This is a genomic window from Brevundimonas sp., from assembly GCF_041911375.1.
GTDB lineage: Bacteria > Pseudomonadota > Alphaproteobacteria > Caulobacterales > Caulobacteraceae > Brevundimonas.
This window is the reverse complement of sequence record NZ_JAYRPA010000025.1, coordinates 52,950-79,595: the sequence shown is the minus strand read 5'-3', so window position 1 is coordinate 79,595 and position 26,646 is coordinate 52,950. Positions and strand designations below refer to the sequence as shown.

Annotated in this window: 27 protein-coding genes; 8 read left to right on the top strand and 19 right to left on the bottom strand. The window is 69.5% G+C overall.

The window, feature by feature from the left end:
• The first annotated feature begins 76 nt into the window (after nt 1–76).
• On the top strand, nt 77–571 hold the full coding sequence (locus ACE3PU_RS05400) for a cytochrome c family protein (protein WP_374387456.1): 495 nt from the start codon (nt 77–79) through the stop codon (nt 569–571).
• Here ACE3PU_RS05400 and ACE3PU_RS05395 read toward each other — a convergent pair whose 3' ends face one another.
• From ACE3PU_RS05395 to ACE3PU_RS05380, 4 genes are all read right to left on the bottom strand, one after another.
• A complete protein-coding gene (locus ACE3PU_RS05395; protein ID WP_374387874.1) occupies nt 572–3,778 on the bottom strand; it encodes an efflux RND transporter permease subunit in 3,207 nt (1,068 codons plus the stop codon). It abuts the gene before it with no gap.
• Entirely contained in the window at nt 3,778–4,911 is a 1,134-nt protein-coding gene (locus ACE3PU_RS05390) for an efflux RND transporter periplasmic adaptor subunit (protein ID WP_374387454.1), read from the bottom strand. The genes ACE3PU_RS05395 and ACE3PU_RS05390 overlap by 1 nt, the downstream gene beginning before the upstream one ends.
• 113 nt (nt 4,912–5,024) lie before the next feature.
• Complete coding sequence (locus ACE3PU_RS05385; RefSeq protein WP_374387452.1) at nt 5,025–5,723, bottom strand: hypothetical protein; 699 nt, start codon at nt 5,721–5,723, stop codon at nt 5,025–5,027.
• Between the two features lie 62 nt (nt 5,724–5,785).
• Complete coding sequence (locus tag ACE3PU_RS05380) at nt 5,786–6,550, bottom strand: class II aldolase/adducin family protein (protein WP_374387450.1); 765 nt, start codon at nt 6,548–6,550, stop codon at nt 5,786–5,788.
• A gap of 169 nt (nt 6,551–6,719) precedes the next feature.
• Here ACE3PU_RS05380 and ACE3PU_RS05375 point away from each other — a divergent pair, with 169 nt between their 5' ends.
• Genes ACE3PU_RS05375 through ACE3PU_RS05365 form a run of 3 tightly spaced genes read left to right on the top strand, consistent with a single transcriptional unit; the run spans nt 6,720 to nt 9,176 of the window.
• Nucleotides 6,720–7,844 (top strand): DUF2336 domain-containing protein, encoded by a 1,125-nt coding sequence (locus tag ACE3PU_RS05375; protein WP_374387447.1) that lies wholly within the window; start codon nt 6,720–6,722, stop codon nt 7,842–7,844.
• Nucleotides 7,845–7,881: 37 nt separating this feature from the next.
• On the top strand, nt 7,882–8,640 hold the full coding sequence (locus ACE3PU_RS05370; RefSeq protein WP_374387872.1) for an NAD kinase: 759 nt from the start codon (nt 7,882–7,884) through the stop codon (nt 8,638–8,640).
• Between the two features lie 59 nt (nt 8,641–8,699).
• Nucleotides 8,700–9,176, top strand: coding sequence for an Hpt domain-containing protein (locus ACE3PU_RS05365; RefSeq protein WP_374387445.1), 477 nt, complete (start codon nt 8,700–8,702; stop codon nt 9,174–9,176).
• A 52-nt stretch (nt 9,177–9,228) separates the two neighbouring features.
• On the opposite strand, the gene ACE3PU_RS05360 is transcribed toward ACE3PU_RS05365, so the two are convergent.
• Entirely contained in the window at nt 9,229–10,371 is a 1,143-nt protein-coding gene (locus tag ACE3PU_RS05360; RefSeq protein WP_374387443.1) for a DUF2336 domain-containing protein, read from the bottom strand.
• 83 nt (nt 10,372–10,454) lie between these two features.
• On the bottom strand, nt 10,455–11,252 hold the full coding sequence (locus ACE3PU_RS05355) for a transglycosylase SLT domain-containing protein (protein ID WP_374387441.1): 798 nt from the start codon (nt 11,250–11,252) through the stop codon (nt 10,455–10,457).
• Between the two features lie 167 nt (nt 11,253–11,419).
• Here ACE3PU_RS05355 and ACE3PU_RS05350 point away from each other — a divergent pair, with 167 nt between their 5' ends.
• Entirely contained in the window at nt 11,420–12,154 is a 735-nt protein-coding gene (locus ACE3PU_RS05350) for a TonB family protein (protein ID WP_374387439.1), read from the top strand.
• Here ACE3PU_RS05350 and ACE3PU_RS05345 read toward each other — a convergent pair.
• Together ACE3PU_RS05345 and ACE3PU_RS05340 are read right to left on the bottom strand one after the other, a co-directional pair.
• Nucleotides 12,151–13,161, bottom strand: coding sequence for an NAD(P)/FAD-dependent oxidoreductase (locus tag ACE3PU_RS05345; protein WP_374387437.1), 1,011 nt, complete (start codon nt 13,159–13,161; stop codon nt 12,151–12,153). The two genes, ACE3PU_RS05350 and ACE3PU_RS05345, sit on opposite strands and share 4 nt — an antisense overlap.
• 58 nt (nt 13,162–13,219) lie before the next feature.
• On the bottom strand, nt 13,220–15,067 hold the full coding sequence (locus ACE3PU_RS05340; protein WP_374387435.1) for a phosphoenolpyruvate carboxykinase (GTP): 1,848 nt from the start codon (nt 15,065–15,067) through the stop codon (nt 13,220–13,222).
• Between the two features lie 199 nt (nt 15,068–15,266).
• Here ACE3PU_RS05340 and ACE3PU_RS05335 point away from each other — a divergent pair, with 199 nt between their 5' ends.
• Nucleotides 15,267–15,902: a DUF938 domain-containing protein gene (locus ACE3PU_RS05335; RefSeq protein ID WP_374387433.1), complete on the top strand. Its 636-nt coding sequence runs from the start codon at nt 15,267–15,269 to the stop codon at nt 15,900–15,902.
• Here ACE3PU_RS05335 and ACE3PU_RS05330 read toward each other — a convergent pair whose 3' ends face one another.
• A complete protein-coding gene (locus ACE3PU_RS05330) occupies nt 15,903–16,319 on the bottom strand; it encodes a hypothetical protein (protein ID WP_374387431.1) in 417 nt (138 codons plus the stop codon).
• Between the two features lie 349 nt (nt 16,320–16,668).
• Here ACE3PU_RS05330 and ACE3PU_RS05325 point away from each other — a divergent pair, with 349 nt between their 5' ends.
• Nucleotides 16,669–17,430, top strand: coding sequence for a pseudouridine synthase (locus tag ACE3PU_RS05325; RefSeq protein ID WP_374387429.1), 762 nt, complete (start codon nt 16,669–16,671; stop codon nt 17,428–17,430).
• A gap of 138 nt (nt 17,431–17,568) precedes the next feature.
• On the opposite strand, the gene ACE3PU_RS05320 is transcribed toward ACE3PU_RS05325, so the two are convergent.
• The 6 genes from ACE3PU_RS05320 to ACE3PU_RS05295 all read right to left on the bottom strand — a co-directional run bounded on the left by ACE3PU_RS05320 (nt 17,569) and on the right by ACE3PU_RS05295 (nt 22,574).
• A complete protein-coding gene (locus ACE3PU_RS05320) occupies nt 17,569–18,321 on the bottom strand; it encodes an ATP12 family chaperone protein (protein ID WP_374387427.1) in 753 nt (250 codons plus the stop codon).
• 106 nt (nt 18,322–18,427) lie between these two features.
• Nucleotides 18,428–19,450 (bottom strand): RluA family pseudouridine synthase, encoded by a 1,023-nt coding sequence (locus ACE3PU_RS05315; RefSeq protein ID WP_374387425.1) that lies wholly within the window; start codon nt 19,448–19,450, stop codon nt 18,428–18,430.
• The gene (gene crcB, locus ACE3PU_RS05310; protein WP_374387870.1) at nt 19,447–19,842 is read right to left on the bottom strand and encodes a fluoride efflux transporter CrcB; all 396 of its coding nucleotides are present in this window, start codon (nt 19,840–19,842) and stop codon (nt 19,447–19,449) included. The genes ACE3PU_RS05315 and crcB overlap by 4 nt, the downstream gene beginning before the upstream one ends.
• Nucleotides 19,843–19,889: 47 nt before the next feature.
• Nucleotides 19,890–20,378 carry a hypothetical protein gene (locus ACE3PU_RS05305; RefSeq protein ID WP_374387423.1) on the bottom strand — a complete coding sequence of 163 codons (489 nt, stop codon included), beginning with the start codon at nt 20,376–20,378 and terminating at the stop codon, nt 19,890–19,892.
• A gap of 52 nt (nt 20,379–20,430) precedes the next feature.
• Nucleotides 20,431–21,156 (bottom strand): RluA family pseudouridine synthase, encoded by a 726-nt coding sequence (locus ACE3PU_RS05300; protein WP_374387421.1) that lies wholly within the window; start codon nt 21,154–21,156, stop codon nt 20,431–20,433.
• 86 nt (nt 21,157–21,242) lie between these two features.
• Nucleotides 21,243–22,574 (bottom strand): replication-associated recombination protein A, encoded by a 1,332-nt coding sequence (locus tag ACE3PU_RS05295; RefSeq protein WP_374387419.1) that lies wholly within the window; start codon nt 22,572–22,574, stop codon nt 21,243–21,245.
• A gap of 68 nt (nt 22,575–22,642) precedes the next feature.
• Between ACE3PU_RS05295 and ACE3PU_RS05290 the strand changes: the two genes are divergently transcribed.
• Complete coding sequence (locus ACE3PU_RS05290; RefSeq protein ID WP_374387417.1) at nt 22,643–23,080, top strand: VOC family protein; 438 nt, start codon at nt 22,643–22,645, stop codon at nt 23,078–23,080.
• On the opposite strand, the gene ACE3PU_RS05285 is transcribed toward ACE3PU_RS05290, so the two are convergent.
• The 4 genes from ACE3PU_RS05285 to ACE3PU_RS05270 all read right to left on the bottom strand — a co-directional run bounded on the left by ACE3PU_RS05285 (nt 23,077) and on the right by ACE3PU_RS05270 (nt 26,603).
• The gene (locus ACE3PU_RS05285; protein ID WP_374387414.1) at nt 23,077–24,468 is read right to left on the bottom strand and encodes a Do family serine endopeptidase; all 1,392 of its coding nucleotides are present in this window, start codon (nt 24,466–24,468) and stop codon (nt 23,077–23,079) included. The two genes, ACE3PU_RS05290 and ACE3PU_RS05285, sit on opposite strands and share 4 nt — an antisense overlap.
• A gap of 85 nt (nt 24,469–24,553) precedes the next feature.
• Nucleotides 24,554–24,997 (bottom strand): J domain-containing protein, encoded by a 444-nt coding sequence (locus tag ACE3PU_RS05280; protein ID WP_374387412.1) that lies wholly within the window; start codon nt 24,995–24,997, stop codon nt 24,554–24,556.
• Between the two features lie 16 nt (nt 24,998–25,013).
• Nucleotides 25,014–25,856 carry a division plane positioning ATPase MipZ gene (locus ACE3PU_RS05275; RefSeq protein ID WP_374387410.1) on the bottom strand — a complete coding sequence of 281 codons (843 nt, stop codon included), beginning with the start codon at nt 25,854–25,856 and terminating at the stop codon, nt 25,014–25,016.
• A gap of 111 nt (nt 25,857–25,967) precedes the next feature.
• Nucleotides 25,968–26,603, bottom strand: a complete 636-nt coding sequence (locus ACE3PU_RS05270) for an SPOR domain-containing protein (protein ID WP_374387408.1) — start codon at nt 26,601–26,603, stop codon at nt 25,968–25,970.
• Nucleotides 26,604–26,646: the final 43 nt, after the last annotated feature.

Here is a 26,646-nt window from a genome sequence, read left to right as displayed (position 1 = left end):
CCTGCGTCCAGACGGTCAGCTTGACCAATTGCCGCGCCCGCACGTTGCGCTATCACGGTCGAAACCGGAGCCGACAATGAACCGCCTCGCCCTCGCCGCCCCCATCCTGCTGGCCCTCGTCGGATGCACGCAGAACGAAACGGACTCGCCGCCCGCCCAGCCGTCCCACGTCCTTTCAGACGCCGACAAGGCTGCTTTGCTGGCGTCCCTGCCCGCGCCCTACAATGCCGGCGATCTGGAGAACGGACGCCGCGCCTTCGCCCGGTGCCGGGCCTGCCACACCATCGGCGAGGGCGGCGCCGACATGACGGGGCCGAACCTGCACGGCGTCTTTGGACGCAAGGTCGGCGAACGGCCGCGCTACAACTATTCCAACGCCCTGCGCGAGGCGGACTTCACCTGGGACGCCGAAAAGCTGGACCACTGGCTCCAGAACCCGCGCACCTATCTGCCCGGCAACAAGATGAGCTTTCCGGGCCTGCCCGACGCCGCCGACCGACGCGACGTGATCGCCTTCCTGAAAGTGGAAACCGGCTATCAGCCGGCGCCGTCGCCGACGCCGGCGTCCTGATCAGCCCTCTGCGATCGGCTTGGGACCGCCCTCGCGCATCTCCTGGGCTTCCCACTCCTCGATCTTGCGGGCGGTCCATTCGGGCGACTTGGTGAAGCGCGCCAGCACCCCATAGATGACCGGCACCACGAACAGGGTCAGTACCGTGGCGAAGATCGCGCCGGTGAAGATCACCACGCCGATCGTCTGACGGCTGCCCGCGCCCGCGCCCTGCCACAGCACCAGCGGCAGGGCGCCGAAGGCGGTGGCGATCGACGTCATGATGATCGGACGAAGGCGCAGCGAGGACGACTCGATGATCGCCTCGCGGATGGACCGTCCCTGGTCGCGTAGCTGGTTGGCGAACTCCACGATCAGGATGCCGTTCTTGGCCGCCACGCCGATAAGGATGATCAGGCCGATCTGGCTGTAGATGTTCAGGCTGGATCCCGCCATCAGCAGGCCGAACAGGCCCCCGGCGGCCGCCAGAGGCACCGTCAGCATGATGACCGCCGGCGTGATCCAGCTTTCGAACTGGGCCGCCAGCACCAGGAACACCAGCAGAAGCGCCAATCCGAACGCCGCCATGACGGCGCCGCCCGCCTCCTGCTGGTCCCGCGCCGCGCCGCCCCACTGGACGATCACGCCGCCCTGCGGCTGCTTGGCGGCCTCGGCCCGCAGGAACTGCACCGCATCGTCGATGGTCGTGCCGGGATTCAGATCGGCCTGAAGCGAGATCGCGCGCTGGCGATCCAGCCGCCGGCGGTCTGGCGTGTCGCCCGAAGTCTGGGTCGTCACCACGGCGGACAGAGGGACCAGTTGGCCCGCGCCGGTGGAGACATAAAGCGCTTCCAGGTCCGACACCTCACGACGATTGTCGCGGTCGGTCTGCAGGATGACGTCGTACTCCTGCCCGCCCTTGATGTAGGTCGTGGCGGTGCGGGAGCCGAACATGGTCTCCAGCGTCCGGCCGATCGACTGAGACGAGACGCCCAGTGCCGCCGCCTTTTGCGGATCGACATCCACCAGCAGGCGCGGCGAGTTCGGCTCATAGTTCAGACGCGGCCGAGAGAAGCCGGGGTTGGACTGGGCCGCCGCCAGCAACGGCTGCAGCCAGTTGTAGATCTGCTGGTAGTCCGTGCCGGTCGCGATCAGCTCCACCGAGTTGGAGTTGCCGCCGCCGCGCTGGAAGGCGCCCGGCGTCGATGCATTGACCTGGGCGTCGGTCTGGCCTCGCAGCTTGCCGTTCAATTCCTGGGCGATTTCCGCCGCCGAGCGATCACGCTCGGACCAGTCGGACAGGACCAACACGCCGTTGCCTGAGTTGAAGCTGCCGCCGCCGAATCCCGGCGCGGAAATGAGGAAGCTGTCGGCCTCTCCGCTGGCCTTGTATTCAGCCAGCAGCGGCTCGAGCCCCATCATGATCTTGCGGGTGTAATCGAAACCCGCGCCTTCCGGTCCGGCGACACGGACGGAGACGCGGCCGCGATCCTCGTCCGGGACCAGCTCGTTCGGCAGCAACAGGAAGATCCCCCCGGCGCCGGCGGCGACAAGGGCGATCAGGGCGCCAACGCCGATGACCGCCGCACGACGGCCCAGCAGCATGCCCAGCGAACGGGCATAGGAGGCCTTCAGCCGGTCCATGCCCCAGTCCACCCGACGCGCGACCCAGCCGCCGCCATGGGCGGGGCGCAGGATCTTGGACGCCAGCATCGGCGACAGGCTCAGCGCCAGGAAGGCCGAGAAGGCCACGGCCGCCGCGATCGCCGCCGCCAGTTCGACGAACAGACGGCCCACGTAGCCCGGCAGGAACAGCAGCGGCGCGAACACCGACAGCAGCACGATCGTGGTCGCCACGACCGCGAAGAAGACCTGGCGCGCGCCGCGTTCGGCCGCCACCAGCGGTGGCTCGCCGTGATCCAGACGACGTTGGATGTTCTCGACCACGACGATGGCGTCGTCCACCACAAGGCCGATCGCCAGCACCAGCGCCAGCAGCGTCAGCAGGTTCAGGGAGAAGCCCAGCGGCGCCAGGACGATGAAGGTCGCCAGCAGGCAGATGGGGGCCACGATGGACGGGATCAGCGCCGCTCGCAGGCTGCCCAGGAAGATGAAGTTGACCAAGGCGACCAGGGCCATGGAGATGCCGATGGTGATCCACACCTCGTCGATGGCGTGCGCGGTGAAGACGGAGTTGTCCGACCCGACCTCCAGCGTCACGCCAGGCGGCAGGCTGGGCCGGATCTCCTCGATCATCTGCTGCACGCCTTCGGAGATGGCCAGGTCGTTCGACTGGGCCTGCCGCGTCACGGCCAGTCCGATCTGGTCCATGCCGTTGCCGCGGAACAGACGACGGTCGTCCTCGGGCGCCTCCTCGACGCGTGCGATGTCGCCCAGGCGCGTCACATAGGTCGGCTGGCCCTGGATGATGGCGGCTGAGCCGCTGCCCGATCCGGTCGCCACCGCTGCGGACGCCGAGGCCGAGCCACGCGTGCCGATCGGCAGCTGACGGAAGTCCTCAGGCCGCGCATAGGTGCGCGCCACGCGGACCGTGTAGTCCTTGTCGGTCGACTCCAGTGAGCCCGCCGGCAGTTCGACATTCTGGTTCGTCAGCGCGGTCTCCACGTCGGTGACCGTCAGGCCGCGCGCGGCGAGGGCTGCGGAATCCAGCCAGATTCGCATCGAATAGCGCTGCTCGCCGTAGATGTTGACCTGGGCGACGCCCGGGACCGTCGCCATCCGGTCCACCAGATACCGGTCGGCGTAGTCCGTCAGCTGCAACCGGTTCATGCTGGTCGAGCGCAGGAAGACGATGATGATCGGCTGGCTGTCGGAATCGGCCTTGGCCACCTCCGGCGGGTCCGCCTGATCCGGCAAACGCCCCACCACGCGGCTGACGCGGTCGCGCACGTCGTTGGCCGCATCGTCGATGTTGCGATCCAGCGAGAATTCGATGTTGACGTTCGAGCGCCCGTCGCGGCTGGTCGAGTTGATCCGCTCGACGCCCTGGATGCCGGCGATCTGCTGCTCGATCGGCTCGGTGATCCGGCTTTCGATCACCTCGGCCGAGGCGCCCGCATAGCTGGTGTTCACCGAGACGATGGGCGGATCGACGTCTGGAAGCTCGCGCACCGGCAGAAAGAAGAAGGCCGCGGTGCCGATCACGCACAGCACGATCGCCGCGACGGCCGCGAACACCGGCCGCCGGACGGAAACGTCGGAAAGCATCATCGTGCGGCGCCTCGGGCGCCGGCGGCGGCTGTCGCGCCCTCGCCTCGTCCTTGCCCCGCAACGGTTACGGGCGATCCGGGCTGGATGCGGTTCAGGCCCGAGCCGACGATGCGGTCGCCCGCCTCGACGCCCGAGAGGATTTCGACGAAGCCGTTCTCGACCACGCCCGTCTCGATCTCGACACGTTGCGCCGTCGATCCGTCATTCCCACGAGCGATCCGATAAACGAAGGCGCCCGCGCCCTCGTACTGCACGGCCGCCTCGGGAGCGGACGCCGCCTGGCGCTGGCCCTGCTGGACGGACACGCGCAGCAGCATGCCCGGACGGATGCGTCCGCCCGGATTGGGGAAGACGGCGCGGGCCGTGGCGGCGCGGGTGGTTTCGTTGACGCGGGTGTCGATCAGGTCGATCCGGCCGGTGAAGGGCTCGTCCCCATAGGCGTCGGCGGTGGCCGTCAGCGGAGCGCCGGGCCGAAGGACGTTCAGGTAGCGTTCGGGCAGCGGGAAGTCGACGCGGATGGTCGAGGTGTCGTCCAGGGTGGCGATCACCGCTCCGGGGTTGATCAGCGTGCCGGCCGTGACCGTCGTCAGTCCCAGGGTGCCGGCGAACGGCGCCCGGATCACGCGATCGCCACGACGCGCCTGGGCGGCCTGCAGCGCGGCCTGGGCGGTCTCCACAGCGGTTTCGGCGTTCTCGGCCGTGACACGGGGGGCGATCCCCCGATCAGCCAGCGCCTTGTAGCGGTCGTACTCCCGCTGGGCCTGGGCCAACTGCGCGCGCGCCTCGATGATGGCGGCGTCTTCCTCGCGCGCCTGAAGCTCGACCAGCGGCGCGCCGGCGGCGACGCGCTGGCCGTCGACGAACATCACGCGGGTGATCAGTTCCGTCGTCGACGAGGTGATGTTGACCGAGCGCAGGCCGCGGGCGACGCCCAGCACCTGGATCTGATCGGAGAACGGGCGCTGCGCCACAACCGTTTCCGACACCTGCTGACCACGCCCGCCGGCGCCGCCCGGGCCCCTGGCGCCCTCGGCCCCGTCGGAGGCGAAGGCGATCCTCAGGATCGCGGCCACGACCATCAGGACAAGCAGCACCGCGGCGGCGATGAGGAAAAAGTGGCGTTTGATCACGCGAGAACTCGCAAGACGGGGGAGAGGCGCACGCTTAGCGGCTGACGCCGCCAACGCAAGATTAAGTGTCTGTAACGCGCACGCCGACGGTTTCCGTCGCGAAATCGCCTGCGTCAGAATCGCCGCCAGACCGCAAGAACCGGGCCGGCCGCGATCGGTGTCTCGCGGCCCGCGACGGTCTGGCGCCATCCGGCCTGCACGCTCCAGTCGCCGACGTCCCTGACCAGGGACGCCTCCACCGACAGCCAGCGCGCGCCGGCGTCCGCAGCGCCGCCATAGGCTTGGCCCAGAATCATCCACCGATCACCGAACAGGGCGCCCATCGTGGCGTCCAGTCGCGTTTCATCCGGCAACTGATCCCTGAGGCGACGCGCCGTCTGCACTTCGACGAACAGGCCGTCCGGCCCAAGCGCGCCCCCGAATCCGGGCAGGCTTCGCCCGGCCGAAACGCGCACCTCCCAGTCCCGCTCGCCCACGCCCGGCAGCGCATAGCCGGCGTTTCGGCCCACGCCCGCCTGGGTGTAGCCGACGTAGGCGCTGACGGCGTTGGCGCCGTCGCGATGGACTTGCCAGGTCAGGCCCGCCTCGATCGGTCCCCGCCCCTCGTAATCGAGGAAGGCGTCCTCGCCGGACTGCCACTCCGCCTTCACCTGCAGGGTCAGCCGATCCGTGAGGCCGTACTCGGAAAAGATGGCCACCGCGCTGTCGCGCCGCTCGGCGGGCAGCGGCGCCTCCATCCCCGAGGGATCAATGCCGCTGTCGGCCTCCAGGCGCTCGAACTTGGCGATGGCCTGTCCCTGCCCCTTGGACATCACCCAGGCGCCGGCCCATGTCGGCGACGCCGCAAGCGCGGCGATCAGCCCGACGCCGACGGTCAGGCATCGTAGCCCGGCGATTTCCGGTCGAGCTGACGCAGCGCGCCCGGCCAGGCAAGGGCGGAAATGAAGCCGATGCCCCGTCCCTGCTCCCTGGTTTCCGACTGCGCCTCGTCCGGCGCCATCAGCACATGCTCGCGCCCGCCCGACAGCGCCGCCACCTGCTGCGCGCACGCGCGTTCCAGGAAGAAGATTCCGATCCATGCCTGCGCCGCCGTCTCCCCGACCGCCAGCGTGCCGTGGTTGCGCAGCAGCATCAGCGGCTTGTCCCCCAGATCGGCGACCAGACGTTCGCGCTCGTCATGGTTCAGAGCCAACCCCTCGTAACCATGATACGCAACCTGATACTGCAGTAAACACGCGTTCTGGCTGATCGGCAGCAGGCCATGCTGCTGGGCCGCGACGCCGACGCCGTTCACGGTGTGCAGGTGAATGACGAACTTGGCGTCATCCCGCGCCGCGTGGACCGCGGAATGGATCGTGAAGCCGGCCGGATTGATGAAGTACGGGGTCTCCCCCACGATCGAGCCTTCCAGGTCGACCTTGACCAGCGAGGAGGCGGTGATCTCGTCGAAGTAGAAGCCGTAGGGATTGATCAGGAAGTGGTGCTCGGGCCCCGGAACGCGCGCCGAGATATGGGTGAAGATCATGTCGTCCCAGCCGTGCAGGGCGACCAGGCGGTAGAGCGCCGCCAGCTCCACGCGGACCTGCCACTCCGCTTCGCTCACGCGGGACTTCATCGAGGGATGCGCGCCGTCAGCCATGATGTTCCTCCTTTTGGCTGCAACCGTCCTCCTCCGAAACGCCTCCGTCAACAGGGCAGGACGCGCGATAGCGGGTCGTTAATGATCTCGCTTCAGATCTCGTTAACCGCAACTTCACGACCCTTGCGCATAGTCTCGTTGATTCCACCGCTCGCTCCCGGGAGCCGCCGTGTCCGCTGTTCTGCAGTTCAGGCCGTCCTCCGCATCGACGGGCGATATCACCGGGCTTCTGGCCCTGGCGCACAGTCGCGCGCCGGACGATCGCCAGCGGCTGCTGCTGGGCGTCGCCGCGCTGTGCGACGCGGCCCCGCCCGGTTCGGAGATGGAGCCGGTCCTCAGCGAGATCTTCCTGACCCTCGCCGCTCAGGCCGAACGCGACGTGCGCCAGGTGCTGGCCGAGCGCCTGGCCGGCGTGGCGTGGGCGCCGCCGGCCCTGATCAACATGCTCGCTCTGGACGAGATCGAGATCGCCCGCCCGGTCATTCTGGCCAGTCCGCTGCTGCAGGATATCGACCTGATCCGCGTGCTGGTCGAATCCACCTTGGAGCATCAGATCGCGGTGGCCCGCCGCCCGAACCTCGGCGGCCGTGTGGTGGACGCCATCATCGATCGGGGCGAGGCCGTCACCATGACCGCGCTGGCGTCCAACCGCACGGCCGACATCGGCGATGCGGCGATGCGGCGCCTTGTGGAGCATTCCCGTCGGATCGCGGGCCTTCGCGCCCCGCTGACACGGCATCCCCGCCTGAGCCAGGACATGGCGCGACACCTCTATCAGTGGGTGGGCCAGGCGCTGCGACAGTCGATCGGCGAGCGGTTCAGGATCGACGATCGTCTGCTCAACGCCGCCATCCAGGACGCCGCGGATGCGGCCTCCTGCGGGGCCTGGCGCGCCGTCCCGCAACCGGCCGCCCGCGCCCAGGACCGCGAGCGGCAGGAGATGGAGCGCCGCCTGGTTGAAAAGCTCAAGGCTGCGGGGCAGCTCCGGCCCGGCCTGCTGGTGCGCGCGCTGCGCGAACAACGGTTCGGTCTTTTCGAACAGGCGCTGGCGGTGCTGGGCGACTTCGGCCTAGCCCAGGTTCGCGCGGCCGTTCGCGCCCCGACGGCCGAGCCCCTGTATCTCGCCTGCGTCGCCGTCGGCGTCGACCGGGCGGTCTTCCCGTCGCTGCTGGCCGACGTCCGCCGCCATAGCGGCGGCTTTCCCGGCGACAACTCCTGGACGGCGACGACGATCAGCGCCGCGACCGCGGCCCGCGCCTTTCGCCAGATGATGGAAAAGCCGCCGACGATTTGACTTCCCGGCCAAGCTCGGTTCACGTCCGCCCGTGACCATGACCCTCGCCTTCGTCGCCAGCGACCGCCCCGAAGCGCAGCAGGCCCGCGCCGCCCTGATCGCTCGATACGGCGCCGTGCCGGAGGCCGAGGCCGACGTGATCGTGGCCCTGGGCGGAGACGGCCAGATGTTGGAGACGCTCCACGCCAACCTTCGCGGCAGGACTCCGGTGTTCGGCATGAACCGGGGCTCCGTCGGCTTCCTAATGAACGACTTCGACGAGGACGGTCTTCCCGAGCGGATCGCCTCGGCCGAGCGAACCGTCATCCACCCCCTGCAGATGGACGCCTGGACCGAAAGCGGCGAGGTCCACACGGGTCTGGCGATCAACGAGGTGTCCCTGCTGCGCCAGACGCGCCAGACCGCCAAGCTGCGCATCACGGTAGACGGCCGGGTGCGGCTGGAGGAACTGTCGTGCGACGGCTGCATGGTCGCCACCCCGGCCGGCTCGACCGCCTACAACCTGTCTGCCCACGGTCCGATCATTCCCCTGGATGCGCGAATTCTGGCCCTGACGCCGATCAGCGCCTTCCGCCCCCGACGTTGGCGCGGCGCCCTGCTGTCCCACCAGGCCAAGGTCGCCTTCGACGTGCTTGAGCCCGACAAGCGCCCGGTCTCGGCGACCGCCGACAATTTCGAGGTGCGGCGCGTCGCACGGGTCGAGGTGCGCGAACGCCGGGACGTGGCGCTGACCATGCTGTTCGACGCCGGCCGCTCTTACGAAGAGCGCGTCATGGCCGAACAGTTCTCCAACTGAAGGTCACGGCTTCTTAAGGGCGACGCCCTAACCTGCCTGCAGATCGTATGGAGCCCGCCATGAGCAATTCGGCGCAAGTCATTCGTCCCCCGAACAATCTTCGCCAGAAGGTTGGCGGCGGCTTCGGCATCAACGCCGACGCCATCGCCAAGGCGGAGGAGGCCCTCAGGGCCATGTCCGCTCAGTTCAGCCAGTGGCTGTCCGACGAGGTCGCCAAGCTCGACAAGGCTCAGGCCGACATCCGCGAGAAGGGCTATACGCCCGAGACGGCCGAGGCGCTGTATTTTCGCGCTCACGACCTGAAGGGTCTGGGAACGACCTACGAATATCCGCTGGTCACGCGCATCGCGGGCTCGCTGTGCCGCATGCTGGACGATCCGGCGTCGCGGATGACCGCGCCGATCGTCATTCTCGACGCCCACATCGACGCCATCCGGGCCGTGGTCCGCGACGAGATCAAGACCGACGACCATCCGACCGGCCGGGTTCTGGCCGAAAGTCTGGAAGCCAGCGTCGCCGACCACCGCAAGGGCTGAGCGCAGGCCGCAAAATCGAAAAGGCCCGCCAGACCGGCGGGCCTTTGTCGTTTCACGCGGCGTTTGCGGCCAGCGGGGCCGCGCGGGCCGCGGGCTGGTCCAGCCGCTCCATCAGATAGGCCAGGTCGTCGCGCATGACATTGGGCCGCTGCGTCAGGAAGCGCTCCAGCATCTGCTGGCGGAAGGCCTCGCCCGACGTATCGGCGCCTTCGGTGGACAGCGCCTTCCAGGTGTCCACGCCCGACCGGAACGCCTGGAACAGCCGCGGCGGCAGGCCCGCACGGTCGTAGATCGCCTTCAGCCCCAGCGGTCCCGCATCGTGGATCATCAGCCAGGCGCGGCTGTGCGGCGTGTGGGCCAGCTCCGCCAGCCCGTGCTCGAACATCGCCATCTGGCCTCGCGCCAGCGCGCGCAGAAGCAACGACGCGTTCAGCGCCTTGCGGGCGTTCAGCTGCGCCATGAAGGTCGTCAGGTCCGGCGTCGTCGCGGCCTGATCCACCAGGTCGATGGTCGCCCGCTCACGCGCGAAGGCGGCCAGGCGAATGGCGGTCTCGGGCGCGATGGCATGGGCGTTGATCAGGTGTTCGCGAACGGCGTCGCTGGCGCGTTCGATCAGGCGCTCGGTGACATGGAGCGGCAGAGCCTGGCGATAGGCCATGGCGGTCACGACCTCGGCCGACTCGGCGAAACGATCGACCACGACCGACAGGGCGCTCTCGGAAAGGTCGGCGTTGTCGTTGGCGACCAGGGTGCGGACCGCCTGTTCCGCGGCCTCGGCGGCCACCACGCCGGCGACGTCGCGCGAAACACGGGCGCGACCGGCGACAGCCGTCTGGCGCAGGGCCGATCCCGCGCGGACGATCTCGATCAGATCCTCGTCGGTGAAGACCGGCGACGATGCGATGATGGGCAAGGCGATGCTGTCGATGTCCGCAGCCAGCCGACGCGCCACGTCGTGCGGGATAAGGTCCGACGCCTTCAGCGTCACCGCCATCGCCCGGCGCACCAGCTCGGCCGCGTCCTGGGCCAGCAGGCGAATGATCTTCTGCGCCGCGGCGCGCTCTACCTCATCGAGATCGACCCGTTCCATGCTGCGGCACAGTTTGTGCGCCGCCTCTGCGCGCTCATCCTCGTCCGCAGCCTGAACCAGGCGGCGGATGTCTGCTTCGGTGAGGCGGGCGCGATAGGCGGTCATGGGGACTCAGGCGGGAATCGGCGTTGGGCCGAATGGTGAACCTGACATGCTTAACGTCCGGTTTACCATCGGCGTCTGACCGATCAGCTCGTTTCCTTGCCGAAGGGAGAGAAGGCGCCGCCGAACCCGCCGCCCGCGGAGCCGTCCTGCCCCAGCAGCAGCGCCAGCAGCCCCTGATCCTGCTTGAGGCGGTCCAGCCTTGCCGCCAGCAACTGGTCCCGCTGGCTGAGACCCGGAGAGGCCGCCGCGCCCTTGCCCGCCTCGGCGGCCGGCGCGCCCTGCCCGGCCGAGCGCTGCAGATTGGCGTGGACTTCGGCGACGGAGGCGGCGCGTCCGCCCTTGTAGAAGATGCTGCGGTTCGCGCGGGCCGCCTCAGGAAACAGGGCCGCCGCGCTGCCGCCGGGATTGCGATCCATCGCCTGCATCAGCTGCGCTGCGCCGGCCGGTCCCAGGAAGTGGGCCGCGTACAGGTCCCCGGCGCCGGGCTCCCGTCCCGTCCGACCGCGCAGATAGGCGGCGTTCGACGCCGTCAGCTCCGCCGCCATGGTCGAGGCGGCCTGAGGGTCGAAGCGCAGATCCAGCACCACGTTGCGGGCCGAACCTTCGACGCGCCAGCGCCCGTCCCCGCCCCGATGGATCAGGTCGGCATACTGGCCATAACCATGCTGCGCCCCGTGTTTCTTGACCGTCGCCAGCCAGGTCTGCTCGATAAATTGAAACAGCCCCGCAGCCGACGAGGTCCGCGCGCGCGCGGAGGGGTTCATCGCGCTCTCGCGTTGAGCGGTCTTCATCATGAAGTCGAAGTCGACGCCAACGGCGTTGGAGGCGCGCCGAATGGCCGCCTCTACACCGCCTGCCGAGGGAATCGCACCGATGCTCATGACCGTACGACGTTGGCCGAGCATGGTTAACCAATCCCTAATTCTTAACGCGGCCATTAACAATCGACCTTGGTCGAAGCCATGAGATACGCCGCAAAGGCGCCACAACCTGCGCGCTCAACTTCCCCTCAGGGCGCTGCGGGGGCGGCGAAAGAGGGAGTGAAGCCATGATGATGCGTGCGGCCGGCGGCCCCGGCCTGATTAGCCCGATCGACTTCGGAGAACGCAAGAAGCCGCTGCCGGCCTGGATGTGGGGCGCCATCGGCGTTTCGGTCACCCTCCATGTCGGCGTAGGCGTGGCGCTGTACAACCAGCGCTTCATGATCGACCAGCCGCCGCCGACCCCGGCCGGCCCTGCGACCATCATCACCCTGGACCAGCCCCGGCCCAAGCCGCTGCCCAAGGTCGAGGCGCCGACGCCGCCAGCCGCGCAGACGCCGGTCCACAAGCCGCCGGTGGTCGTGCCGACGGAACAGACTTCCCCGTTCGTCGCGCCTGATGTCCCAGTCGCCTTCGGCACGCCCGACATCGTCGTCAGCACCGCCGCCAGCGGCGTCGAGGGCGGTTCCGGGGTCACTGACGCCGCCCCGCCACGCGCCCTGGCGGTGATCAACAATCCCACCTGGGCCGCGCGGCCTTCCGGCGCGCAGATGGCGCGCGCCTATCCGCCGCGCGCGATCGAACGCGGAGTCTCCGGCGCGGCGAACCTCAGCTGCGTCGTGCGCATAGACGGCGGCCTGACGGGTTGCCGGGTCGCGGGTGAAACCCCCGTCGGCATGGGTTTCGGCCGCGCGGCCATGAGCCTCACCCGTGACTTCCGCATGAACCCCCGCACTGTCGACGGCCGGGCGGTCGACGGCGCCACGGTGAACTTCACCGTCCGCTTCGCTGCGGGCGACTAGAAGCGGCCCGGATCGAGGGCGCGGGCGTAGGTCGAAGTCCGCCCCTCGATCGCATCGGCGACGACCGCCCCCACCAGCGGGCCCAGCAGCCAGCCGTTGCGACGCGGCGCCAGGGCGAGGAACAGGCGCTCCCCGTCCGGCGCAGGACCGGCCAGAGGCAAGCCGTCAGGGGACGCGCCCCGCACGCCCCCGCGCCACTGGATCTCCAACGGCTCGGGCGCCCCGCCCAGGACGCGCCACGCCGCCTCCATCAGCCGTTCGCCCGCGGCCGGGTCGGGCGCGGTGTCCCGGCGCCCGGGCTCCATCGTGGCGCCTATGACCGCGCCCTCGCCCATCGGCGCGACATAGGCGCCAGGCCCGCGAACCACGTGGGCCGCCAGCGCCCGGCCCACCACGCCGATCTGCCCCCGTATCGGCTGGATCGCCTGGACCAGCGCCGAGGCCGCCGGCGGCGAACCTTCGATCGCCGCCGCCGCGCCGGTCGCCAGGACGACTGCCGACGCCTGAAGGCTCTCGTCTTCCAGTCGGACCATCCAGCCGTCGCCTTCTTGGGCCATTCCGATGACCCGCCCCGGAATCACGGCGTCGCCCAGGTGCGCGCTGAGGGCGCCCATCGCCTGCATCGGCTCGACCTGAAGGTCTTCATCCGTGACCAGCCGGCCCGCTTCAAGCCGCGCCTCGAAACCCAGCGCGGCCAGGCGCGACGCGATCGCGTCCATGTCGCCGCCGCGCCACTCGGACGGCCTGGCCGACAGCTTGACGCCCGCCGCCTCGGCGAAGGCCGGCCACAGGCCCCGGCCCGCCCGGAACAGCCGCGCATGCGCGACAGACACCGCGTCGATCGCCGATTCCATCGCCGGCGCGATCATCCCGGCGGCTACCAGCGAGGCGTTCGGACCGCCCGGATCGACCACCCGGACGGCATGGCCGCGGCGCTGCAACTCGAACGCCGTGCAGAGGCCCAGCACGCCGGCGCCGACGATCACGATTGGAGGGGAAGACGTCACCTCCCCCAGATCGACCGGAGACGCCGCGAATGCAAGTCGGCCGAGCCCGGGGGTCGGACTATTCCGCCGCGACGGCGACGCCGCGCCCGGCCTGAAGCCGCTCGACCAGCGCCGCATGCTGCGCCCACAAGGCCGAGGGCAGGCGGTCGCCGAACTGCCGGTAGAAGTCGGGGATCAGCGCCGCCTCCTCCGCCCAGACCTCGGCGTCCACATCCAGCAGCGTGGAACGCTGGGCTTCCGTCAGGTCCAGACCGGAAAGGTCCAGCGCACCCGGCCCCGGCGTACGACCCACCGGCGTGTCGAGCGCCTCCGTCTCGCCATCGATCCGCTCCGCGATCCACTTCAAGACCCGCACGTTGTCGCCAAAGCCCGGCCAGACGAAACGGCCCTCCTCGTCCTTGCGGAACCAGTTGACGAAGAAGATGCGCGGCAGCTTCGCCGGGTCGCGCCCCTGCCCCATCTTCAACCAGTGCGCGAAGTAGTCGCCCATGTTGTAGCCGCAGAAGGGCAGCATGGCGAACGGGTCGCGACGCAGTTCCCCGACCCTGTTTTCGGCCGCGGCCGTGCCTTCCGACGCCACGGTCGAACCCATGAAGACGCCGTGCTCCCAGTCGAACGCCTCGGTCACCAGGGGCACGGCGCTGGCCCGGCGCCCGCCGAACAGGATGGCGTCGATCGGCACGCCGCGCGGATCCTCCCACTCGGGCGCGATGGCCGGGCATTGGCCGGCCGGGACGGCGAAACGGGCGTTCGGATGCGCCGCCGGCTCTCCCGAGAGGGGATCGTACGGTCGCCCCTTCCAGTCGGTCAGCCCCTCGGGCGCCGTCTTGGTCAGGCCCTCCCACCAGACGTCGCCGTCGGCGGTCAGGGCGGTGTTGGTGAAGATGGTGTTCTTCGCCAGCGTCTCCAGCGCATTGTGATTGGTGTTGCGGCTGGTGCCGGGCGCCACGCCGAAGAAGCCGGCCTCCGGATTGACCGCATACAGCCGCCCGTCGTCGCCGAAGCGCATCCAGGCGATGTCGTCGCCGATCGTCTCGGCCTTCCAGCCCGGCAGGCTGGGCTGCAGCATGGCCAGGTTGGTCTTGCCGCAGGCCGAGGGGAAGGCGGCGGCGACATACTTCGACCGGCCCTTCGGATCCGTCAGCTTGAGGATCAGCATGTGCTCGGCCAGCCAGCCCTCGTCGCGGGCCATCACCGAGGCGATCCGCAGGGCATAGCATTTCTTGCCCAGAAGCGCGTTGCCACCGTAGCCCGAACCGTAGGACCAGATCTCGCGCGTCTCGGGGAAGTGGACGATCCACTTCTCCTCGTTGCAGGGCCAGGCCACGTCCGCCTGTCCCTCGGCCAGCGGCGCGCCAAGGCTATGCACCGCGGGCACGAAGACGCCGTCGGGTCCCAACTGCTCCAGCGCCGGCGCGCCCATGCGGGTCATCACCCCCATCGACAGAACGACGTAACCGCTGTCGGTAATCTCGACGCCCAGGGCGCTGATTTCCGACCCCAGCGGCCCCATGCAGAAGGGGACGACGTACATCGTCCGCCCGGCCATGCAGCCGTCGAACAGCCCCTTCAGCCGATCGCGCATGTCGTCGGGATCGGCCCAGTTGTTCGTCGGGCCCGCGTCAGCTTCGTTCTCGGAACAGATGAAGGTCCGGCTCTCGACCCGGGCGACGTCGCGCGGATCGGACGCGGCGTGATAGCAGCCCGGCCGCTTCGTCTGGTCCAGCGCGGTCAATGTGCCCTTCGCCAGCAGATCGGCGATGATCGCCTGCTTCTCGGCCTCGGAGCCGTCGCACCAGTGCACGCGGTCGGGCTTGGCCAGGGCGGCGATCTGTTCGACCCAGCCCACCAGGCCGGCGTGCGCGGTCGGTGCGGGATGGAGTCCGGGCGTGGTTGAGTTCGACATTGGGGGGCGTCTCCTGAGCAAGAGGGCCCAGCGATCTGACGCCGCCATGGCCCCAGCGCGCGCCGATCACGCACTGTTACATGCCAGATGCGCCCCTCTATCCACCCCGTCAACCGCCGCACGAAAGCGACCGTCTTCCCCGCTATTTCGGTAAAAGATTGCAGGTGCCTGCCGCTGTCGCTCGGGATAGAAGACAGTTGTGGACACTCTTGACGACCTGACCGCCCTGCCCGACGGCGCCGTGACGTCGCCTGCGGCGCGTCGGAACGCAGACGCGATCCTCGGGGCGCTGTGCATCCATCTGCCCGCCCGAGGATCTTTGCTGGAGGTGGCGTCGGGATCAGGCGAACATGCGACCGCCTTCGCCGCGGCCCTGCCCGGACTTGAGTGGACGCCCAGCGACCCCAGCGAGAATGCCCGCGCCAGCATCGCGGCGTGGAGCAGGCACGCCGCGCTCGCCAACCTACGGCCTGCCCTGGCGCTGGACGCCGCCGATCCCGCCACGTGGCCCGCGCGTGGCTATGATGCGCTCTTCTGCGCCAACATGATCCACATCAGCCCGTGGTCGGCGGCGCAGGGCTTGATGAAGATGGCCGAGGGCGTGCTGCGCAATCCGGGCGGCCTGCTGGTTCTCTACGGCCCCTACAAGGAGGCCGAGACGCCCTTGGCGCCGTCGAACGCGACATTCGACGCCGGGCTGAAGGCGCGCAACGCCGCCTGGGGCCTGCGCGACCGGGCGGATGTCGAGGCGCTCGCCCGGTCGCATGGCCTTGCCGCCACGCGCCGGGTCGAAATGCCGGCCAACAACCTGATGCTGCTGTTCCGGCGCGTCTGATCAGGAAATGGCGCCGACCGCCGAGGCAAGCGCGGCCGAATCCCGGATCTCCACGATCGCTCCGTCGCGGAACAGCGCGACGGGCGCATCGGCGGTCAGTGCGAACCGCTCGGCGGCCAATGCCACGCCGTCGGCGAAGGCGATGATCGGCACGGCGTTGGCCCGCGCCAGATCGATCAACGCGCGCACGGCGGCCAGGCCCGCTTCGTCCGCGGCGCCGCCGGGCACGACCAGACCCTTGACGCGACCCTCGGCGATATCGGCGGCGGTCGCCGTCGCCAGCACCGTCACGCCCCCGGCGATCAGGCTGGCGTCGCCGGTCGATATGGGGGCCAGACCGACGCCTTCCGCCCGAAGCGCGCCCTCCACGTCGCCCAGTTCGCCGAAGTCCATGCCGCGCCGCATCACCAGGCCCATGCGAAGGCGGGTGGGAACGGGTCGGTTGTAACCATTGCGACGGGGGCCGGCGGAAGATTTGCGTTGAGCGTACAAGACGTCTCCTTCGAGAGTTTCAGTAAAAGCCAGATTCAGCGAACGATCCCGCCGAACCACGAACACCAAGGGCCAGAAGAAAGAAAATCGACGGGATCGACGACCGCCGCCCCGCACTCTGGCTCATTTGTGGAATGCGGACAGATATAGTGGAAATCCGTTCAGGATCAACCTTCGGCTTTCGATTGCCAGCCCACGCTCATCCACCAGGCACGCCCGGCCTTGCTGGCGCGCGGGCGGCGCATTAGACAGCGCCATCGACTGGACGGAGCCCATGGCCTTCACCCGCACATACGACGGCGAAGAGCCGGTCCGCGTGAACAAATGGCTGGGCCAGACGGGCGTCTGCTCGCGCCGCGAAGCCGAGGGCCTCATCGCCGAGGGCCTGGTGTCGATCGACGGCGAAATCGTCACCGATGCAGGCCGAAAGATCTCCGCCGGACAAACCCTCACGCTCAGCGCGCGGGCGGAAGCGACCCTGGCGGCGGGCGTCACGATCGTCCTCCACAAGCCCGTCGGCTACGTCTCCGGACAGCCCGAGCCCGGCAAGATCCCCGCCGCGCGCCTGTTGACCGCCGCCAATCGCATCGGCGCCGGCGACGCGCCGTCCCGCGACGCCTCGCTGCCGCCGATCGGGCGCCTGGACGAGGACTCGCGCGGGCTTCTGCTGCTGTCGTCGGACGGCGTGGTGGCCAAGGCGGTGATCGGCCCGCAGTCCGAACTCGACAAGGAGTATCTCGTGGTCGTCGAAGGCCATGTGACCGAGGCCAGGCTGAGCCGCCTACGCCACGGCCTCGAACTGGACGGCCGGCAGCTGAAACCGGCCCGTGTGACCCAGGTGGAGCCGCAGCGTCTTCGTTTCGTGCTGAAGGAGGGCCGCAACCGCCAGATCCGCCGCATGTGCGACCTGGTCGGCCTCCAGGTCGTCGACCTGCTGCGCATTCGCATCGGCCCTCTCGCCCTGGGTGATCTGCCCGAGGGACGCTGGCGGGCCCTGACGCCCGCCGAACGAAGCAGCCTGGTCGGCGTTAGCTGAGGAAGCGATCGACGGCCCGTTCCAGAGGGTCTCAAGCCGGAACATGGCCGCCGCGATGCTCGGCCAGTTGCACGTGGAAGGGTCGGTTCCACGCCCGCCCCGCACCCGCCGCCAGAAGCATGCGGCGGCTCGGGCTGATCATTCGTCCAGCGCGCGGAACCAGCGGTCCAGCAGGACGGCTTCGCCACGCATCTGATCCGTTCTTTCGGCCGCCTCGGCGTCCACGCCCCACTGCGATTGCTGAAACGCATCTTCCAGGCGGGACAGTTCGAACGCTTCCTGGCCAGAGACAGCGCCCCTCAGAAGGGCCAACCCCAGGATCGCCGAGCCGAACAGCGCCGTCGCGGCCGCCAGTCCGGTCAGTTCGAAGTCCCCCAGCTCAAGCGCCAGGGCCCGGACCCGGGCGATCGACGCCTCCGGCTGCGATCGGTGCGCGACGCCGATCGCGGGCAGAAGGCGCACGCCCAGCTCCCGATCCGCCCAATCCCTCCAGGGCTCCCAGGCCTCGACCTGCCGACGCTGCAAGGCGCCTTCCCCCAGGTAGCAGAGGGTGTCGGATCCCGCGTAGGCGGCGATCTCGTCGGCCACCGCTTCTCTCGCCGCGCCGATACGGTCGATGGCGGTCGAGGCCAGCCGTGTGGCCGGCATGGTCGATGGATCCAGGAAACGGCCCTGGGCCGCCCATTCGTCGGCGATCATTCGGGCGACGTTGGCGGTCGGGGCTTCGATCGGCTTCTTCGCGGGCGTCTTCGGCGCACGTCCATCCAGCTGAACCGCCCAGGCCGTGTCGGATCGCACCACGTCCACCGCGGTCCAGAACCGGGCGACCTGGTCCTTGGACAGTTCGACATAGCCGCGGCGGGCGGCCCGTTCAGGAGAAATCTCGTTCATCGCCCTAGTATCTCCCCGATCCGTGACCGAGGAAAGCGTCAGCGGTTCCACCCCTGCAAAGCCCGTCCTTGGGCCAGCAGCGCTTTCGCCGTCTCGACGGCGTCCGTCACCGCATCCTCTTCACGCCGGCGAACGGGTCGTCCTCGGCCTCGTCCTCGGAGAAGCCGAAATGGGCGAAGCCGGCCTTCATCTCGGGGCTCAGCGGCGCGGTGACGCTCAGGGTCCCGCCGGCCGGGTGATCCAGTTCGATGCTGCGCGCGTGCAATTGCAGCTTCAGCGGGCCGGACAGTTCGCGGGACGCCTCGTCACCGTACTTGGGGTCGCCCAGAATCGGATGGCCGATGCCGGCCATGTGGGCGCGCAGCTGGTGGGTTCGGCCGGTGAAGGGCCGCAGCGCCATCCACGATGCGCGGTGGGCCGCCCGGCTTATGGTGGCGAAGGCCGTCTCGGCCGGCTCGGCCTTCGGGTCCTTGCGGTCGGCGGGCCGCATCATCTCGAAGTCGTTGATGCCGGTCTTCTTCAGCGGCATGTCGATCTGACCCGAATACGGCTTCGGATTGCCGATGACGATGGCCCAGTAGGTCTTCTTGGCCTGCCGTCGCGCGAAGGCGCCGGCCAGCCGCTTGGCGGCCTCCGGCCCCTTGCCCAGCAACAGAACGCCCGAGGTGTCGCGGTCCAGGCGATGCACCAGGCGCGGGCGATCCATCCCCTCGCCCCAGGCCGAAAGCAGTCGGTCGACGTGACGGCTGGTCTTGGTGCCGCCCTGCACCGCCAGTCCATGCGGCTTGTTCAGGGCGATGACCAGGTCGTCCTCGTACAGCACCAGCGACTTGGCGAAGGCGATGTCGCGCTCCGACAGGGTGTGGGCGTCGCCGGCCTGACGCGAGGTGTCGTCCGGGATCGGCGGAACGCGCACGGCGGCGCCGGCGGTCAGGCGCGCCTCCGGCTTGATCCGGCCGCCGTCCACGCGAATCTGGCCGCTGCGGGCCATCTTCTGCACCTGGATGTTGGACAGATGGGGCCAACGCCGCCGAAACCAGCGATCCAGCCGGATGCCGTCCTCGTCCTCGGCCACATACAGGGTCAGCACTTCCCGCTTGGGCGCCTCGGCCGGGGGCTGGTCGGTCATAGCGGGGCTCCGAACGCACGACGCGCGAGCGTCAGGCCCACGAACAGGGCGACCAGCGCCACGACGACCGAGCCGACGACATAGGCGCCGGCCAGCGCATACTGACGACGCTCGATCATCAGCATCGTCTCCAGCGAGTAGGAGGAGAAGGTGGTGAAGCCGCCCAGCACGCCGACGGCGGCGAACAGGCGGATCGTCTCCTGCTGGGCGCCGCCGCGAAAGGCCAGCCAGCCCACCAGCGCGCCCATGGCCAGCCCGCCCAGCACATTGGCCGCGAACGTGCCCCAGGGCCAGGCGGCGTTGGGCGCGAAGCGGCCGGCCGCCAGGCCCAGGCTGTAGCGGGCCATGGCCCCAAGGCCGCCGCCGGCCGCGACGATGAGAAGGCGGGTGATCATCAGCGGCTTATACGACGTTCACGCCGCGCCGCCAGCCGTCCGCCTCAGCGCGGGATCGACCCCTGCACCGAACGGGCGTCATAGACGCTGGGCCGGTCCGGCTTGGCGCCGCGCCCCAGCACCACCTCCAGCGTCGTCGACGTCGGTTGCGGGACGCTCAGGTTCAGACCCAGCCCCACGCCGACGCCCGAGGCCGAATAGCCGCCGTACCGGCTGGTCCCGCCCCCGATCGACACGCTGGGCCGCACGCCGCCCGCGCCTCCCGGCCGCCCGTCGGTCCAGCTCTGGACCACCTCGAACCAGTCATAGCCTTCCTGCGTGGTCAGGTCGGCGGCGCGAAGCAGGGCGAAATCCGCCACCGGACCGGGCGCGCCGACCCCGCGATAGGTCACGCGGTAGCGGTTGGACTCGATGCGCTGCTCGGAAAAGCCCTGTCCGCTTGGCCCCTGCTGCGCTCCATAGGGCGCCAGGCTGGCGCACGCCGACAACGCCAGGGCGGCGACGGCGAGACTGGAAATAGCGAAACGCTTCATGGCGTTGTCTCCTCTTGTGGAGATAGCGTTGTTGTCGCGCTGTCGTTCCACCTCACAGCCCCAGGGCCGCCCGCAGCATCGCGAAATCCTCGGGCGGCGGCGCCTCCACCGTCGTGGTCCCGCCGTCCGGGTGGGGAAAGCTCAGCTTCGCGGCGTGCAGCATCAGCCGCGGCGCGGGCCCCGCCGGCGTGGTCAGCGCCCCGCCATAGCGGACATCGCCGACCAGCGGCCGCCCGATATGGGCCATGTGCACACGCAGCTGGTGCATCCGTCCCGTCAGCGGCTCCAGCTCCACCACCGCGCCCTGGTCGTTGGCGGCGGTCGTCCGGTATCGGCTTTGCGCGCCCTGGGCGCCGGGGGCGTCGAAGGCGACCACGCGCATATAGCTCTCGCGCCCGATCTCCTCGCGGCGCAGCGGGGCGTCGATCGTGCCCGACGCCGGATCGGGCACGGCCGAAAGAAGCGCCAGATACGACTTTCTGAACCGCCGCATCTGCAGCGCCTTGCCCAGAAATCCGGCCGCCGGCTTGGTCTTGGCCGCCAGGATGACGCCCGACGTGTCGCGATCCAGCCGATGCACCAGCTCCGGACGCTTGCCGTTCGAGCGGGCGAAGGCCCACAGCAGGTCGTCCAGCGTGTGGGCCTTGATCCGCCCGCCCTGGCTGGACAGGCCCGACGGCTTGGAGAAGGCGATGACATGGGCGTCCTCGTGGATCACCCAGGATCGGACGGCGGCGATCTCATCCTCGGACAGGGCGACGGGGGTGCGGATGGTCATCCGCCGCCTTTAGCGAAGCACGCCCTTCTTCGCCATCGCCCACAGGAACGGGGTGGTCGCCACGATGACGAACGGCAGATGCGCGTTCAGTCGCCCTCGCCGCCCTGGCCGTTGCGCTCCGCCTGCATCCGCGCCCGCATCTCGACCCAGCGCTCCAGCCGCGCCTTAACCTTCTCCTCGTGCCCCTCGCCCTTTGGCTTGTAGAAGGTTCGGCGCTCCATCTCGTCCGGAAAGAAGTCGGCGCCGGAGAAGCCTTCGGGCGTATCGGGGTCGTACTGATACCCCTTGCCGTAACCCAGCGACTTCATCAGCTTGGTGGGCGCATTGCGGATATGGGCGGGCGGCATCAGCGACCCGGTCTCATAGGCCGCCTTCTTGGCCGCCTTGAACGCTTCATAGACCCCGACCGACTTGGGCGCGGTGGCCAGGTGGACCACGGCCTGGGCCAGGGCCAGTTCGCCCTCGGGACTGCCCAGGAAGTCGTAGGTGTCCTTGGCCGCATTGGCGACCAGGATCGACAGAGGGTCCGCCTCCCCGATGTCCTCGACCGCCATCCGCACGATCCGTCGCGCCAGATACAGCGGGTCCTCCCCGCCGTTCAGCATCCGCGCCAGCCAGTACAGCGCCGCGTCCGGGTCCGATCCCCGCACCGACTTATGCAGGGCCGAGATCAGGTTGTAATGCTCCTCACGAGACTTGTCATAGGCGGGCGCCCGGCGCTGCAGCACCGCCGCCAGGCCCTGGACATCCAGCGTCTCCCCCTCCCGCAGGTCGAACAGCACCTCCGACATGGTCAGCAGATACCGGCCGTCCCCGTCGGCCAGCGCCAGCAGCGCCTGACGCGCCTCGTCCGTCAGCGGCAGGGGGCGCTCCATATGCGCCTCGGCCCGCGCCAGAAGCTGGCCCAGCGCCGTGTCGTCCAGCCGCTTCAGCACATAGACCTGCGACCGCGACAGCAACGCCCCGTTCAGCTCGAAGCTGGGATTCTCGGTCGTCGCCCCCACCAGGGTGACCACGCCCTGTTCGACGAAGGGCAGGAATCCGTCCTGCTGGGCTCTGTTGAAGCGATGGATCTCGTCGACGAACAGCAGGGTCGACTGGCCGGCGGCGCGCCGCACCCTCGCCTGCTCGAACGCCTTCTTCAGGTCGGCGACGCCCGAGAAGACCGCGCTGATCGACTGGTATTCATAGCCGGCGGCGCGCGCCAGAAGGCGGGCGATGGTGGTCTTGCCCGTGCCGGGCGGGCCCCACAGGATCATGGAGCCCAGCCGCCCCGCCTCGACCATGCGCCGGATGGGCCCGCCCGGTCCCAGAAGGTGATCCTGCCCCACCACCTCGTCCAGCGACGCCGGTCGCAGGCGATCCGCCAGGGGGGCGTCGGGCGGGTGGATTCCGGAGGCTTCGAAGAGGTCGCTCATGGGTGCGACCTATGTAGTCGTTCGCCTGTGGCTTTTCACGCGCTAGAATGGTCGGAACCGGAGACACAATGACCAAAGCCGATCCCCACCAGGGCCCGACCGCTGGGCTGACGCCGCACCTGACCATACCGTCGCGCGGCGCCGCGGCCGCGATCGACTTCTACATCATCGCCTTCGGCGCCGAGGTCGTGGACCGCAAGACGGCGCAGGACGGCGAGCGGCTGATCCACGCCCATCTCAGGATCAACGGCGCCAGCCTGATGCTGAACGACGAATTCCCTGAGTACACCGGCCAGTCCGACATTCGTCCGGCCGGCGTCACGCTGCACCTCCAGGTCACGGATCCCGACGCATGGTGGACCCGCGCCATGCTGGGCGGGGCCGAGCCGGTCATGGACATGGCCGACCAGTTCTGGGGCGGCCGCTACGGCCAGCTGCGCGATCCCTTCGGCCACACCTGGTCGATCGGCGGGCCCCAGGCCGGCGACGCCAAGGCGACGGACTAGCCCGGCATACGTCCGGTCAGCTCGCGACCGCCGCGCAGGATCACGACTTCGGAGCCCGAACGCGCGCGCTGCAGGTCGGCGATCGACGTGACCTCGCGCCCGTCGATGCGGCGGATGACATCGCGCGGACGCACGCCGATGCGCGCCGGCAGGCTGCCTCGCGCGACTCCGGTCACCAGGGCGCCGCGCAGGAACGGATCGCCGCCCAGGCTGTCGGCGAAGGCGGGGTTCAGCACCACGGCCCGCAGCCCGGCCAGGCTGCCCGTGGCGACGCCGGCGCCGTCGCCGGGCGTGGTGTCGCCAGGCAGGGCCTGCACGCGGGCGCTCAGCGTCTGCGACTGGCCATCGCGCAGGACCGTCACCTGCACGGTGTCGTTGGGCGCGCGCGTGCCGACGCGGTAGTTCAGTCCGCCCTGGTCGTTGATCTCGGCGCCGTCCACGGCGGTGATGACGTCGCCCTGGCGAATGCCGGCTCGGGCGGCGGGACTGTCAGGATAGATTTCGGTCACCACCAGTCCCTGGGGTCGGCTCAGCCCCAGGCTGCCGGCGATCTCGCTGCTGACGGTGTCGCCCTTCACGCCCAGCCAGGGCCGGATGACGCTGGTTGCGCCGCCGACGGCGGAATCCACCACGCGCCGCACCATCACCGCGGGCACGGCGAAGCCGACGCCGGAAGAACTGCCGCTACGCGAGAAGATGGCCGTGTTGATGCCGATCAGGTCCCCGTCCATGTCGATCAGGGCGCCGCCGGAATTTCCCGGATTGATCGCCGCGTCGGTCTGGATGAACGAGCCGCTGTCCGAAATGCCGGTTTCGGTCCGGTTCAGGGCCGAGATGATGCCGTTGGTCACCGTCTGGCCGACCCCGAACGGATTGCCGATGGCCAGCACCAGATCGCCGACCTGCTGCTCCTCCTGGTCGTCGATGCGCAGGAACGGCAAGGCGCCGTCCACGCCCTGCAGCTTCAGCACGGCGATGTCGCTGCGCTGGTCGGCCAGGACGACTTCCGCCGGAAACTCGCGCCGGTCGTTCAGCACGACGTTGATCTGCTGCATGCCTTCGATGACGTGATAGTTCGTCACCACGGTCCCGTCGGCGCGCACGATCACGCCGGATCCCACCGACTGGGCCACGCGCGCCTGCGGGCCGAACAGCTGGAAGAAGGGATCGGCGCTCTGCACCCGCTGGACGCCCCGCGCGGCGATGTTGACCACCGCCGGAGCCGCCTCGCGCACGACCGGCGCGAAGCTGGCCTTCATCGCCGAGGCGTCGCCGGGCACGACGCGCGGCTGTTCGGCGAAGACGCCCTCCTGCGCCTTGGAGTTTTCGGGACTGCCACAGGCCGACAGGCCCAGCGCGGCGGCGAGCAGGATCGTACGGGTCTTCATCATCATCCGGGAACTGCGAGTTCAAGCGCCGCCATTCCGCACCCTGTTTCGGGCCGGATCATGACGACCAACAGGCTTCAAACGGTCAAGCTCTCGGCCCGTTCCGCGCGCCGCCCTTCCTCAGCAGGCGGTCCCGCGCCGCATTGACGCGGGCGGCCAGCCCCTCGGTGCCGCCCTGGTCGGGGTGGGCGCGGGTCATGGCGCGTTTCCAGGCCCTGCGTATCTCATCTTCAGTCGCGCCTGGCCCAACGCCCAGGACCGCGCGCGCGTCCGCCTCTCCGATCGGCTCGGAGCGGACGATCGGCCGCTGCCGGGATCCATAGGCCAGATAGAGCCCCGCCCCGGCCAGCCCCGTAGCCGCCCACCAGGCGCCCCTGAACGCCGCCAGCACAGCGCCGGCCAGCAGCACCGAGCTCAAAAGGGTGGCGGTCACGCGCCAGTGCCCCCGCCCGCGTCGCTCGGTCTGGCGGCCCAACCGCACCAGCGCCCAGACGGCGACCGCCGCCAGGGCCAGCCAGATCAGACCCATGCGATCAGTCGGCCTTTCAGGCCGCCACGTCCAGCGGCGCGTCGCTCAGCGCCTGCTCCAGACCCATGGCCTTCATCAGGTTGCGCATCTCCTGGCGCGCCGCGACGTGCGCCAGCGACACGGCCACGGGCCGCACGTCATTGGACAGGTCCGCCACCGTCAGGCCGAAGGGGAACAGTTCGCGATAGATCACCCGGTCCCGCAGACCCGGCCCGACCCGGAAGCCGACCCGCTTGGCCAGCTTGTTCATCCGCTCTTCCAGCCGCTTGCGGTTGCGCGCCTCGGCCACGGCCAGGCGGTTGGTCACCACCAGCCAGTCGATGGTCGCATGGCGCCCCTTGGCGATGGCGCGTTGCTTGCGGGCCTCCCAGACACTTTCCGAATAGATCGACGGCTTGACCAGCTCCAGCGACACCGGATCGACCTCGCCCAGCAGGTCGAAGTCGACGAAGCTGTCGTTCATGGGCGTGACGATCTGATCGGCGCGGGCGTGGGCGGCGTTCGACACCGCCGTATCGCCGCCTGGCGTGTCGATCAGGATGCAGTCGACGCCCTGCGCCGCCGCCTCGTCGAAGGCGCGCTCGAACGCCGCGATCTGTTCATCGACCGGCGCCTTGGCCAGCGCCTTGCCGTCGCCCATGTCGGGGACCAGCGGCTGAGGCAGGCTCTGACTGTTGGCCGCCAGCCAGCTGGCGCGGTTCGAGAAGAAGCGCTGCATCGAGCGCTGGCGCAGGTCCAGGTCGATGATCGCCACCGTGCGGCCGGCGTGCAGCAGGCCGGTGACGATATGGATGGCCAGCGTGGACTTGCCCGCCCCGCCCTTCTCGTTGCCGAGGACGATCACATGCGGCTGCGTCATCAGGTAAACCTTTACAGGCGGCCGGACGACTCACGTTCGGCCTGAGGAGGCCTACAGAGTCGGGCCCCGCGCCCCAAACGTCAACGACAGGTTAATCAGGACCTGTGGATGTCAGCCGGCCCGGCGGCACCAGGGATCGTCGATCCCGGCCGCGCGGCAGACCTCGACGGACGAGGCTCCGCCCGTCGCGCCCACCTTCAGGCGGGTCAACGTCCGGTCCCCCACGGTGACGGTTTCGAACCGCGGGGTCAGCGCGCCCAGCGCCGGATCGCGGCTCAGTCGGGCCCAGGCCTGCCGCGCCGCCGCCTCGCTGGCGTAGGCGCCCAGTTGGACCAGCGGACCTTCCGGCGCCGAAGGGGATTCTGCGCCGCGCAGGCGCGCCGTCGTCCGCTCCGCCGCCGCCTTCACGGCGATCGGCTTCGCGGATTCGGCGACCGGCTCGACGACGCGTGCGGTCATGACGCGAAGTCCGTTCTGCGCGTCGCGCGCGTCCCACATGTCGTGTGGATCCATGACGGCGACCTGCACCGGGGTGAAAGCGCCGGTCCGCGCCATTCCAGCGCTCTTCGGCTCCGACGCGCCGGGGCTCAGCGGCACGTCGATCGCCGCGACATGATCCGCCAAGGCCTCGAACCCGCCATCGTCCTCGACGCCCACGCCACAGCCGGCCAGGGCCAGGCCCAGGACCAGGCTCAGCGCCAGGGCGGCGGCGATCGGAACTGGACGGGTCGCGCGTGCGGGCGTCATAAGCACGACCCTAACCCCCGGCCTTTGAGGTCTGGTTCAGAAA

Excerpts from the sequence above, each read along its gene's own strand:
- ACE3PU_RS05400 (WP_374387456.1), top strand. The coding sequence starts at position 77 with ATGAACCGCCTCGCCCTCGCCGCCCCCATCCTGCTGGCCCTCGTCGGA.
- ACE3PU_RS05395 (WP_374387874.1), bottom strand. The coding sequence starts at position 3,778 with ATGCTTTCCGACGTTTCCGTCCGGCGGCCGGTGTTCGCGGCCGTCGCG.
- ACE3PU_RS05385 (WP_374387452.1), bottom strand. The coding sequence starts at position 5,723 with ATGTCCAAGGGGCAGGGACAGGCCATCGCCAAGTTCGAGCGCCTGGAG.
- ACE3PU_RS05380 (WP_374387450.1), bottom strand. The coding sequence starts at position 6,550 with ATGGCTGACGGCGCGCATCCCTCGATGAAGTCCCGCGTGAGCGAAGCG.
- ACE3PU_RS05370 (WP_374387872.1), top strand. The coding sequence starts at position 7,882 with ATGACCCTCGCCTTCGTCGCCAGCGACCGCCCCGAAGCGCAGCAGGCC.
- ACE3PU_RS05365 (WP_374387445.1), top strand. The coding sequence starts at position 8,700 with ATGAGCAATTCGGCGCAAGTCATTCGTCCCCCGAACAATCTTCGCCAG.
- ACE3PU_RS05360 (WP_374387443.1), bottom strand. The coding sequence starts at position 10,371 with ATGACCGCCTATCGCGCCCGCCTCACCGAAGCAGACATCCGCCGCCTG.
- ACE3PU_RS05355 (WP_374387441.1), bottom strand. The coding sequence starts at position 11,252 with ATGAGCATCGGTGCGATTCCCTCGGCAGGCGGTGTAGAGGCGGCCATT.
- ACE3PU_RS05350 (WP_374387439.1), top strand. The coding sequence starts at position 11,420 with ATGATGATGCGTGCGGCCGGCGGCCCCGGCCTGATTAGCCCGATCGAC.
- ACE3PU_RS05340 (WP_374387435.1), bottom strand. The coding sequence starts at position 15,067 with ATGTCGAACTCAACCACGCCCGGACTCCATCCCGCACCGACCGCGCAC.
- ACE3PU_RS05330 (WP_374387431.1), bottom strand. The coding sequence starts at position 16,319 with ATGGGCCTGGTGATGCGGCGCGGCATGGACTTCGGCGAACTGGGCGAC.
- ACE3PU_RS05325 (WP_374387429.1), top strand. The coding sequence starts at position 16,669 with ATGGCCTTCACCCGCACATACGACGGCGAAGAGCCGGTCCGCGTGAAC.
- ACE3PU_RS05320 (WP_374387427.1), bottom strand. The coding sequence starts at position 18,321 with ATGAACGAGATTTCTCCTGAACGGGCCGCCCGCCGCGGCTATGTCGAA.
- ACE3PU_RS05315 (WP_374387425.1), bottom strand. The coding sequence starts at position 19,450 with ATGACCGACCAGCCCCCGGCCGAGGCGCCCAAGCGGGAAGTGCTGACC.
- ACE3PU_RS05305 (WP_374387423.1), bottom strand. The coding sequence starts at position 20,378 with ATGAAGCGTTTCGCTATTTCCAGTCTCGCCGTCGCCGCCCTGGCGTTG.
- ACE3PU_RS05300 (WP_374387421.1), bottom strand. The coding sequence starts at position 21,156 with ATGACCATCCGCACCCCCGTCGCCCTGTCCGAGGATGAGATCGCCGCC.
- ACE3PU_RS05295 (WP_374387419.1), bottom strand. The coding sequence starts at position 22,574 with ATGAGCGACCTCTTCGAAGCCTCCGGAATCCACCCGCCCGACGCCCCC.
- ACE3PU_RS05290 (WP_374387417.1), top strand. The coding sequence starts at position 22,643 with ATGACCAAAGCCGATCCCCACCAGGGCCCGACCGCTGGGCTGACGCCG.
- ACE3PU_RS05285 (WP_374387414.1), bottom strand. The coding sequence starts at position 24,468 with ATGAAGACCCGTACGATCCTGCTCGCCGCCGCGCTGGGCCTGTCGGCC.
- ACE3PU_RS05280 (WP_374387412.1), bottom strand. The coding sequence starts at position 24,997 with ATGGGTCTGATCTGGCTGGCCCTGGCGGCGGTCGCCGTCTGGGCGCTG.
- ACE3PU_RS05275 (WP_374387410.1), bottom strand. The coding sequence starts at position 25,856 with ATGACGCAGCCGCATGTGATCGTCCTCGGCAACGAGAAGGGCGGGGCG.
- ACE3PU_RS05270 (WP_374387408.1), bottom strand. The coding sequence starts at position 26,603 with ATGACGCCCGCACGCGCGACCCGTCCAGTTCCGATCGCCGCCGCCCTG.